The following is a 10,621-nucleotide window of genomic DNA, read 5'->3' as shown; positions in this document are numbered from 1 at the left end:
GCCGTCTTGTCGGCCAGTGCAGCGTCGAGGGCAGCGCGGTCGAGTGGCAGCCGATCGTCGGCGGCCAACCGGTCGAGCAGGTCCGGTTCCAGTCCCTGCTCACGCATCGCCAGCGCAACCGCGACGGCGTGCTCCTTGATCGCCTCGTGCGCCGTCTCGCGTCCGACGCCTGCGCGCACGGCGGCCATGAGCACCTTGGTCGTCGCGAGGAACGGCAGGTAGCGGTCGAGTTCCTTGGCGATGACGGCCGGGTAAGCACCGAATTCGTCGAGCACCGTCAGGAAGGTCTCGATGAGACCGTCGATGGCGAAGAAGGCGTCGGGCAGCGCGACGCGGCGCACCACGGAACAGAAGACGTCGCCCTCGTTCCACTGTGCACCGGCGAGCTCGGCGGCCATCGAGCCGTAGCCGCGCAGCACCACCTGCAGGCCGTTGACGCGCTCGCACGAGCGAGTGTTCATCTTGTGCGGCATTGCCGACGAGCCCACCTGGCCCGCCTGGAAGCCCTCGGTGACGAGTTCGTGGCCTGCCATCAGGCGCACGGTGTGCGCGAACGAGGACGGACCGGCACCCACCTGGACCAGTGCGGAGACGACCTCGTGGTCGAGTGAACGGGGATAGACCTGGCCGACGCTCGTCATCGTGTGCCGGAAACCGAGGTGATCGGCGACGATGCGCTCGAGCGCGACGAGCTTGGCGGAGTCGCCGCCGAACAGGTCGAGCATGTCCTGCGAGGTACCCATCGGGCCCTTGATGCCGCGCAGCGGGTAGCGCGCGATCAGCTCCTGCACCCGGGACAGGGCCAACAGCAGCTCGTCGGCGGCCGACGCGAAACGCTTGCCCAGAGTCGTCGCCTGAGCTGCGACATTGTGACTGCGACCGGCCATGACCAGCGAGGAGTACTCGGCAGCACGCTCGGCCAGCCTCTTCGCGACGGCGACGCCGTGCGCGTGGACGTGCTCGAGTGAGCGCAGAATCTGCAGCTGCTCGACGTTCTCGGTGAGGTCGCGACTGGTGAGCCCCTTGTGGATGTGCTCGTGGCCGGCGAGGGCGTTGAACTCCTCGATGCGGGCCTTGACGTCGTGCCGGGTGACGCGCTCACGCTCGGCGATCGACGCGAGATCCACCTGATCGACGACGGCTTCGTAGTCCGCGATGGCCGCGTTGGGGACGTCGACTCCGAGCGAGGACTGCGCGCGCAACACGGCGATCCACAGTTGGCGTTCGAGGGCGATCTTGTGCTCCGGCGCCCACAGCTCCACCAGTTCGGGACTCGCGTAACGGGTGGCCAGGACATTCGGGATGCTCACGAGCATCCAGCTTACGTGGCGCAGTTGTCGGTCTCGGAAGACGACTGCACTGTTTCGGAAAAGGACTCCAGTACCGGCCTCCCGCGATCCCTGTTCCTGGTGCCGGCGGCTTCGCCGCCGTGTGGAATAACCGACGCGCGCTCCGATGTTGGAGCCGTCGTGAGCCGAACAGTGAAGGTCGACATCTGGTCCGATATCGCGTGCCCGTGGTGCTTCGTCGGCAAGCGTCGTTTCGAGGTAGGCGCTGCGGAGTTCACCGCCGGGGGCGGAAGTCTGGAGGTGGAGTTCCACTCGTTCGAGCTGGCACCCGACACACCTGTCGACTTCGATGGCAGCGAGGTCGACTTTCTCGTCTCTCACAAAGGTATGCCGGCCGCCCAGGTCACGCAGATGTTGGGGCAGATGGCCGAGCTGGCCGCAGGCGAGGGGCTCGCCTACGACTTCGACGCCGTGCAGCACACCAACACCGTCAAGGCGCACGAGCTCCTGCACTTCGCCAAGTCGAAGGGCAAGCAGGTGGAGATGAAGGAACGACTCCTGGCGGCCTATTTCGAGGAGGGCCGCCACGTCGGCCGCACAGAGGACCTCGCCGACCTGGCCGCGGAAGTCGGCCTCGACCGTGACGAGGCCGCCCGGGCGCTGAAGTCCGAGGAGTTCCTGCCGGCAGTGCGCGCGGACAAGGAACAGGCCATCGCCTATGGAATCAGCGGCGTGCCGTTCTTCGTGATCGACGGACGGCTCGGTGTGTCGGGCGCGCAGGAACCGTCGGTATTCGCCGACGTCCTGCAGAAGGCTGCTGCCGACTCATGAGCGGTCCTTTGGAGATGGTCGGCGACGACCACGGCCCCGTCTGCGAGGACGGTGTGTGCGAGGTGCCGCCGATCCGAGACGCAGAGTCCGGCGAGAACTACTAGCAGTCAGTCGGCCGGCACCTGTTCCGCCGGTGCCACTATGTCGATGACGGCCAAGAGCATGCTTCGGGCCATGTGGCGCGGGTCGGGGTCCACTTCGCTGAGCGCTCCGACGACGGCCCCGTCTACCACTGCCACGAGTCGTCGTAGCTGCTCTTCCTGCACGGTTCGGCCCGATCTGCGCAGGACGTCGGTGAGCAGGTCGTCGATCTGGGCGCGCAGCCGCAGCTGCACTTCTCGTAGTTCGGGATGCCGGGCCGAGGCGATGAAGCGTTCGTATCGCGCGATCAACTGCTCGTGGCCGTCCTGTGGCCCGATGAGCAGGTCGACGATGAGGTCGACCGTCGATTCCATTTCGTTCGAGCACTTGCCCTCGTCCTCGATGCGGCCGCGCATGACGTCGATCTCACGGGTTCCGACGACGTCGACCGCCGCGGCCACCAGGTCCCCGAGAGACTCGAAATAGTAGGTGGTCGACGCGAGAGGAAGCCCGGCTCGCGCGGCCACCGATCGGTGTCGCACCGCGTCGAAGCCGCCCTCGACGAGAAGGTCCGCGGCCGCAGACGCCAGTGCCTGCCGGCGGCGCACCCCCTTCGGAGTCGCACCCGACACCTTGTGCTGCGACTCAGTCGGACCTGCGGACATTCAAGTCATCGTGCCAGCTCGAGGCCGTTCGTCGGACTGCTTTCGCGCTATGGAATTGTCGTTGCTCGTGGCACATCGAACGATCGACCTTCGCTCCGACACCATCACCCGACCCGATTCGGTCATGCGAAAAGCCATGGCCGACGCCGAAGTGGGCGACGACGTCCTCGATCACGATCCGACGATGGCCGCGCTGGAAGAAGCGGTGGCAGGTCTGCTCGGGTTCGAGTCGGCACTGTGGGTTCCGTCGGGTTCGATGGGCAACATCATCGCGCTGATGCTGCATCTGCAGCGCGGCGATCGCTTCCTGGCCCCCGAGCACGCGCACGTGCTGGGGTCCGAGCTCGGTACCGCCGCATGGCTGGCAGGCGGGATGCCCGACGCCCTCCCCCACGACGGTGGTCCCGGCCGTCCCCTCGCGTCGACGGTGCGTGCGAAAGCGGGCGGTGCAGGACCGTATTTCGCACTACGGACGACACTGCTTTCGCTCGAGAACACGCACAACTTCGCCGGCGGTACTGTGTTCGGCCCGGACGAATGGGCGGAACTCGTTGCCGCCGGCCGTGATTGCGGACTGAAGGTCCATCTGGACGGCGCGCGACTGTGGAATGCCGCTGTCGCCCTCGATGTTCCGATCGCGTCGCTCGCTGCCGGTGCCGACACGGTGCAGGTGTGCCTGAGCAAAGGCCTCGGCGCACCGGTCGGCTCGATGCTCGTCTCGGACTCCGCACGTATCCACGAGGCGCGACGCGTCCGAAAGATGTTGGGCGGCGGCGTCCGTCAGGGTGGAGTGTTGGCCGCCGCCGGGCTCGTCGCATTGGGTCGAATCGGTGATTTGGCCCAGGATCACGTCAACGCGGCGACACTCGCCCGCGGGCTTCGGGATCGGAACTGGGACGTCGCCGAGCCCGAGACCAACATCGTGCTCGCCACTGTTCCCGATCCCTTACAGACGGTCGCAGAGCTGGCCGAGCTGGGGATCGCTGCGGTGACCGTCGCCGGCAAGGTGCGCTTCGTGACCCACCGCGACGTCGACGCCGCCGACATCTCCGAGGTACTGGAGCGGCTGCGCCGCACGTGAGCAGAACTTCGTAGTGGGGGTCGAAGTTTCGCTCACATGCGGCGAAGTCGCTCCAACGCCTCCTCTACGTCGGCGGTCGTGCCGGCGAACGAGAATCGCACCGTGTGGTTCCCGCGGACGGTGTCGAAGTCGACCCCGGGTGCCAACGCGACACCGGTCTCGGCCAGCACTCGGGCGCACCAACTCCGCGAATTCTCGGTCAGGTGCGCAATGTCGGCGTACACGTAGAAGGCACCGTCGGCCGGTGCGAGATCGGTGATGCCCAGGGCCGGCAAACCGTCGAGCAGTATTCGGCGATTGACGGCGTAGCGTTCGACGTGTGAATCCAGCTCGACGCGCGACTCCTCGGTGAACGCCGCGATGGCCGCCACCTGAGAGATCGCCGGTGGGCACACCGTCATGTTCGACGCCAATCGTTCGACGGCCCTGCGCAATCGGGTCGGCAGCAGCATCCAACCGAGTCGCCACCCGGTCATCGAGAAGTACTTCGACACCGATCCGATGGCGACCGATTCTTTCGATGTCTCCCATGCGCTCGACGTATGCGCATTGCCGTAGGAAATGCCGTGGTATATCTCGTCCGAGATCAGCAGGGTTCCGTGCTCGTCGCACCAGCGCGCGATGGCGGCGAGTTCGTCCGCGTCGATGATCGTGCCGGTGGGATTGGCGGGGCTCGCGATGATCAGACCCGCGGGCGGCTCGGGCAGCTCCTCGAGCATCGCGACGGTCGGTTGGAATCGCGTGCTTTCGAGGCAGTCGAGCTCGACGACGCGGCAGCCCAACGCCGCCAACGTGTTTCGATACGCCGGATAGCCGGGCCTGGCCATCACGACGGTATCCCCCGCGTCGAACGCTGCGAGGAACAGCAACGTGAACGCGCCCGACGAGCCGGTGGTGATCACCACGTCCGCGGCGTCGACGGTGATGCCGTACCGCGCGCTGTGATACTCGGCGATCGCGCGACGCAGCGGCAGAATCCCCAGCGTCTCGGTGTACCCGAGCAAGTGCGCATCCAGGGCCTCGCGAGTGGCCCGCAATACCGGCTCGGGCGCTCGCGTGGAGGGCTGACCTGCAGCAAGAGAGAGCACGTCGCCGTGAGTGCGCGCCCGCTCGGCCGCCGCGGCGAACACATCCATCACATGGAACGGCTCGACCTTCGATCGCTGCGATTCGTTGTGCATTGTTTCGACCCTACTGATCCCGACTCGCTCGGTACCTCCGACCTTTGCAAACGCGCGCGCGTTCGCCAAGTGCGCGCAAGATCGACTGGCAACGTCCGGCAATTCTGCGCGCGTCTCACGAACGCGCGCGCGTTTGCTGGAACACGCCGGCCGACGCCGGCCCACTCACCGCACCTACAGCGTGATGCGACCCTCCACCGCAGCCAGGCCGATGTCCGTCCGGAAGTGGCTGCCCGGCAATCGGATTCCCGCAATGCGTGAGTAGGCGTCGTCTCGGGCGGCGGTGAGGTCGAATCCGGTGCCGACCACGCTGAGCACGCGTCCACCCGCGGAGACGACCGCGCCGTCCTTCACCGCGGTGCCGGCATGCAGCACGCCGTCGCCCTCGGAGCCGAGGATTTCGTCACCGGTGCGTGGTCGACCGGGGTAGTTCTCGGCGGCGATGACGACGGTGACGGCCGCGCCGTCCTTCCAACGCAGCGGAGGAAGTGACGCAAGTGTGCCGGTTGCCGTCGCGTTCAACACTTCACCGAGAGGTGAGTCGAGCAGCGCGAGCACCGCCTGGGTCTCGGGATCGCCGAAGCGGCAGTTGAATTCGACGACCGCCGGGCCGTCGGCACCCATGGCAAGACCCGCGTACAGCAGACCGGAGAACGGCACACCGCGCTCGACCATCTCGGCGGCAACGGGTTTCACCACATCCCGGACGATTTCCTCGACGGCACCCTCGGGCAGCCACGGCAGCGGGGTGTACGCACCCATGCCGCCGGTGTTGGGTCCTGTGTCTCCGTCGCCGACGCGTTTGTGGTCCTGCGCGGGCAGCAGTGGCACCACGGTCTCGCCGTCGACGAGGCAGAAGAGGGAGACCTCGGGTCCGTCGAGGAACGATTCGAGCAGTACCGGGTGACCGTTCTCGAGGAGCTCCGCTGCGTGATCGCGGGCGATGAGGCGATCGGTGGTGACGACGACACCCTTGCCTGCGGCCAAGCCGTCGTCCTTGACCACCCAATGGGGGCCGAAACGGTCGAGGGCTGCGTCGAGCAGGGCGGGCGAGTCGACAATTTCGCTGTGCGCGGTCCGCACACCGGCCGCTGCCATCACGTCCTTGGCGAAGGCCTTGGACCCTTCGATGCGCGCAGCATCGGCGGACGGGCCGAACGCAGCGATGCCGGCCTGACGGAGGGCGCCGGCCACGCCGAGGACCAGTGGAACCTCCGGTCCGATGACGACGAGATCGGCTTCGACCTTCTTCGCCAGCGCGGTCACCGCCTCACCGGAGGCGACGTCGACCGCGTGTTGCTCGGCGAGCTTCGCGGTGCCTGCGTTGCCGGGAGCCACGAAGAGCTTCTCGACCGACGGATCGGCCTTCAACGCAAGGAGGAGGGCGTGCTCACGAGCACCGGAACCTATGACTAGTACGCGCACAGTGCATCAGACTATCTGCTCGACGCGAAAGCGCCCCGCACCTGTCACGGCGCGGGGCTCTTTCGTGGTGGTTCGGTGTTACTGCGTGAGGTCGTAGAACGTCACGTTGTCGACCGTGGTCGCGGTGAAGTTCTCGGTGACCCAGGCAGAGATTTCTGCCGAGGTCCCCGACTCCATGCCCGGCATGCCGCCGCTCCCGATGAAGTAGTGGATCTCTCCGTCTGCGACGTACTGCTGGAATTGCGCGAGGGTCGGCGAGGGGTCGGTGCCGTTGAATCCACCGACCGGCATGACGGGATCCTCGGTGGCCAGTTGGTAACCCGCAGCGGTGTTGGCTCCGATGGCCGCTGCCACCCAGGTGTACGAGTCGGCGTCCTGCTCGAGCATCTCGGTGATGGCCGCAGTCGGTGCACTGCCTTCGAGCAGACCACCCATACCGCCGCCCATACCCCGACCCGTCCCGCCCATCTCGGCCCCGCCGGCAGCCCCGGCCTGACCCGGGAAACCCGCAGGCGGTTGCATTCCGGCAGGTATCTGGACCCCGGCCGGCAACTGCATCCCGCCCGGACCGCCTCGGCCTTCGCCCATACCGCCGAATCCGCGCATGCCGGTGTTGGGACCGGCCGAGACGATGGCTCCGGTATGCGGGGTGCCGATGGTGTCGACCGCATAGGCGGTCGGTCCGGCGAGTCCGGCGAACATCACCGCCAGGATCGACGCCGCAGCCAGCCTGCCGCGAGTCAGTGCCGGGATCAGCAGCGCGACGATCGCCACGATTCCGACGACGAGAATCGCCCACTTCAGCCACGGCACGAAACTCTCACTGCGACCGAGCAACACCCACGCCATCACGACGGTCGACGCCACCGCGACGGCCATCGCGATCCGTACCCAGTACGTCTCGCGTCGACGCCACAGCACCACACTGCCGATGCCGACGAGAGCAGCGACGGCGGGCGAGAGCGCAACGGTGTAGTACGAGTGGAAGATTCCGGCCATGAAGCTGAACGTCAGACCGGTGACCAGCAACCACGATCCCCAGACGATCAGCGAAGCTCGTTGCACGTCTGTCCGAGGGGCTTTGCCGCGCAACACGAGTCCGACGACGAACAGGATCAACGCAGCCGGGATCAGCCAGGCGATCTGGCCACCCTGGGAGGAGTCGAACATGCGAAGGATGCCGGTCTCGCCCCAGATGCCACCGGGCATCCCACCCACCATGCCCCCGGCCGCGTCGCCGCCCATACCGCCGCGGCCGGGGGTGACACTTCCGGTCTCGTCGCCACTGAGGCGACCGAATCCGTTGTACCCGAGCGTGAGTTCGAGGATCGAGTTGTTCTGCGAGCCACCGACCCACGGCCGTGAGGACGCCGGCCAGAATTCCACGATCAGAATCCACCATCCGGCCGAGACGATCATCGCGCCCAGCGCGCCGAACAGCTGCCACAGCCGGGTGAGGAACTTCGGCGGCCCGGCGATCAGATAGGTCAGAGCCAGCGGCGGAACGACGAGCATGACCTGGAGTTGCTTGGTGAGGAAGCCGAATCCGACGAACATACCGGTGATCAACAGCCACTTGGTCTTTCCGGTCTCGACGCCTCGCAGCAACGCCCACACCGAGGCGATCATCAGCAGCACCAGCAACGCGTCGGGATTGTTGAACCGGAACATCAGTGCGGCAACCGGAGTCACGGCAAGTACCAGGCCTGCGAGCAGACCGGCCGCGCCACCGAATCGACGCTTGACGGTGGCGCGCAGCAGTGCCACGGAGGCGACGCCGAGAAGAGCCTGGGGTACGAGCATCGCCCAGGTGTTGAGTCCGAAGATGCGTACCGACAACGACATCAGCCACAGCGACATCGGGGGCTTGTCGACGGTGATCGAGTTGGCCGCGTCGGAGGATCCGAAGAAGAAGGCCTTCCACGACACCGAACCTGCCTGTATCGCAGCAGAATAGAAGGAGTTGGCCCAGCCCGACGCGCCGAGTCCCCAGATGTAGGCAACGCCGGTTCCGAAGAGCAGAGCCACCAGCCCGATCAATTCCCAGCGCGGGGAGGTCGCCGGTGCAGAATCGGCAGCCGCGGAGGGCCGCTCCATCGTCGTCGTCACAGGCTCTTCTCCGAACTCGCGGACTCCGAGCCTGCGTCCAGTGAGCTACGGAAGACCCACCGCAGGGCGACGAATCGGCACACGGTGGCAACGAGATTGGCGACGATGAGGACGGCGAGTTCGACGTGCCGGGACACATCGGGAACCCAGGCGTGCAGCACGGCGAGCGATCCACTGGTGACGAGAAGAGCGAAGCCGAAGATCGCCAGCCCCTGCAGTTGGTGTTTGCCCGCACCGTCGGGCCCCCGAACGCCGAAGGTGAAGGCACGGTTGGCCGCGGTGTTGAGCACAGCGGTGATCAACAGCCCGAAGAAGTTCGCCGCCTGCGCGCCGATGAGAGAATGCAGCATCAGGTACAGCAGTGCGTAGGCGATGGTGCTGGCGATGCCGATGATGCCGAATCGCACCATCTGGCTGATCATTCCGTGCGGTACTCCGGGCACGAGCGGCTCCCGTCCCAGGCTTCGGCGAAGTTCGGCGACCGGCAGTACACCGGTGGCGAGGGCACGCCCGACGCGCCAGCAGCCCTGCAGGTCCTTGACGGCGGTGTCGACGATGTTGACGCTGCTGTTCGGGTCGTCGACCCAGTCCACGGGCACCTCGTGGATACGCAGGCCGACTTTCTCTGCGATGACGAGCAATTCGGTGTCGAAGAACCACCCGGTGTCTTCGACGAGCGGCAACAGCTGTCGGGCGACGTCGGTACGCATGGCCTTGAAACCGCACTGCGCATCGGAGAAGCGGGCGCGCAGCGAGGTACGCAGAATGAAATTGTAACTGCGCGAGATGAATTCACGTTTCGCACCGCGGACCACTCGGGACGATCGGTTGAGCCGCGAGCCGATGGCGAGGTCCGAGTGACCGGACATCAACGGTGCGATCAGCGGCATCAGCGCATTGAGATCGGTGGACAGATCGACGTCCATGTAGGCCACCACATCGGCGTCCGACCCCAGCCACACTGCTTTGAGTGCCCGGCCCCGCCCTTTCTCGTCCAGATGGTGAACCTGGACTCCGTCGATCTCGTCGGCGAGTCGACGTGCGACAGCGAGTGTTCCGTCGGTACTGGCATTGTCGGCGATCGTGATCGAGGACCGGAACGGGATTCGGTCCTCCAGATGCTCGTGAAGACGACGAATGCACTGTTCGAGATCGGCCTCTTCGTTGTATACCGGAATGACCACCTCGAGCGTGGCCGTGGCGTTCGAGCCGGGCCGCGGGCCTGCTGCTCGTGCGAGGGAATTCGTTGTCATGACGACAACGATCGGGCCCGGACCTTGAATCGCCCTGCGACCGACCTGGCAATTACCTGGGAGCCACGACCACTGCTACGGCCCCGGTCGAGTCGGGTAGGGCATCCTGTTCCCATGGCTTCCATTTTCAGCAAGATCATCGCCGGTGAGATTCCGGGACGGTTCGTCTGGCAGGACGACGACGTGGTTGCGTTTCTGACGATCGCGCCGCTCACCCCGGGCCACACGTTGGTGGTTCCGCGTGAGGAGATCGACCAGTGGCAGGACGTCGACGGTGCCGCGTTCGGAAAGATCACTGCCGTCGCGCAGATCATCGGTCAGGCCGTCAAGACCGCGTTCGACGCACCTCGCGCCGGTCTGCTGATCGCCGGGTTGGAGGTTCCGCACCTGCACCTGCACGTGTTCCCGGCCTACGACATGGGGAACTTCGACATCTCCGGCGCCGACCCGAATCCCTCCGCGGAATCACAGGACGAGGCCGCAGCCAAGCTTCGAGCGGCACTGCGTGACCTCGGGCACGAGGCGCACGTCCCGAACTGAGCTATCTCGCTCAACGCAGCGGCACCAACAGCCGTCGACGCGTCCGAAGCGCCATCGACACGTCGTCCGATCGGGTGTCGGGGTCGTAGCCCGGGCCGATGTCGGTGTCGATGTCGTGCGGTCCCGGCGCAACTCCGCATTCGGGACACATTCCCAGCGGCCCGAG

At 66.3% G+C, this 10,621-nt stretch carries 9 protein-coding genes; 3 read left to right on the top strand and 6 right to left on the bottom strand.

The genetic code is table 11. The annotated features are described in order from the left end of the window. Positions 1 to 1,316 (bottom strand): adenylosuccinate lyase (purB, locus tag A2J02_RS26455; protein ID WP_068055860.1); only part of this gene is annotated, 1,316 nt, incomplete at its 3' end. 153 nt (positions 1,317 to 1,469) lie between these two features. Here purB and A2J02_RS26450 point away from each other — a divergent pair. Further along, the gene (locus A2J02_RS26450) at positions 1,470 to 2,120 is read left to right on the top strand and encodes a DsbA family oxidoreductase (RefSeq protein WP_068055864.1); all 651 of its coding nucleotides are present in this window, start codon (positions 1,470 to 1,472) and stop codon (positions 2,118 to 2,120) included. Positions 2,121 to 2,227: 107 nt separating this feature from the next. On the opposite strand, the gene A2J02_RS26445 is transcribed toward A2J02_RS26450, so the two are convergent. Beyond that, positions 2,228 to 2,866 (bottom strand): TetR/AcrR family transcriptional regulator, encoded by a 639-nt coding sequence (locus A2J02_RS26445; protein WP_045196709.1) that lies wholly within the window; start codon positions 2,864 to 2,866, stop codon positions 2,228 to 2,230. Between the two features lie 67 nt (positions 2,867 to 2,933). Here A2J02_RS26445 and A2J02_RS26440 point away from each other — a divergent pair, with 67 nt between their 5' ends. Next, on the top strand, positions 2,934 to 3,947 hold the full coding sequence (locus tag A2J02_RS26440) for a GntG family PLP-dependent aldolase (RefSeq protein WP_231893849.1): 1,014 nt from the start codon (positions 2,934 to 2,936) through the stop codon (positions 3,945 to 3,947). A gap of 32 nt (positions 3,948 to 3,979) precedes the next feature. Here the strand turns inward: A2J02_RS26440 and A2J02_RS26435 are convergent, their stop codons facing one another. The 4 genes from A2J02_RS26435 to A2J02_RS26420 form a co-directional block, all read right to left on the bottom strand. Further along, the gene (locus A2J02_RS26435; RefSeq protein ID WP_068055853.1) at positions 3,980 to 5,128 is read right to left on the bottom strand and encodes a pyridoxal phosphate-dependent aminotransferase; all 1,149 of its coding nucleotides are present in this window, start codon (positions 5,126 to 5,128) and stop codon (positions 3,980 to 3,982) included. A gap of 174 nt (positions 5,129 to 5,302) precedes the next feature. Continuing rightward, positions 5,303 to 6,553, bottom strand: a complete 1,251-nt coding sequence (gene purD / locus A2J02_RS26430; protein ID WP_068055850.1) for a phosphoribosylamine--glycine ligase — start codon at positions 6,551 to 6,553, stop codon at positions 5,303 to 5,305. Positions 6,554 to 6,631: 78 nt separating this feature from the next. Then, complete coding sequence (locus tag A2J02_RS26425; protein ID WP_068055847.1) at positions 6,632 to 8,662, bottom strand: glycosyltransferase family 39 protein; 2,031 nt, start codon at positions 8,660 to 8,662, stop codon at positions 6,632 to 6,634. After that, entirely contained in the window at positions 8,659 to 9,915 is a 1,257-nt protein-coding gene (locus tag A2J02_RS26420) for a bifunctional glycosyltransferase family 2/GtrA family protein (protein WP_068055844.1), read from the bottom strand. Before A2J02_RS26420 ends, A2J02_RS26425 begins: the two co-directional genes overlap by 4 nt. A gap of 114 nt (positions 9,916 to 10,029) precedes the next feature. Between A2J02_RS26420 and A2J02_RS26415 the strand changes: the two genes are divergently transcribed. Further along, on the top strand, positions 10,030 to 10,455 hold the full coding sequence (locus A2J02_RS26415; RefSeq protein WP_068055841.1) for an HIT family protein: 426 nt from the start codon (positions 10,030 to 10,032) through the stop codon (positions 10,453 to 10,455). The last annotated feature ends 166 nt before the right edge of the window (positions 10,456 to 10,621 follow it).

Source organism: Rhodococcus sp. EPR-147, from assembly GCF_001647185.1.
Taxonomy (GTDB): domain Bacteria; phylum Actinomycetota; class Actinomycetes; order Mycobacteriales; family Mycobacteriaceae; genus Rhodococcoides.
This window is presented reverse-complemented; position numbering and strand designations above follow the sequence as displayed.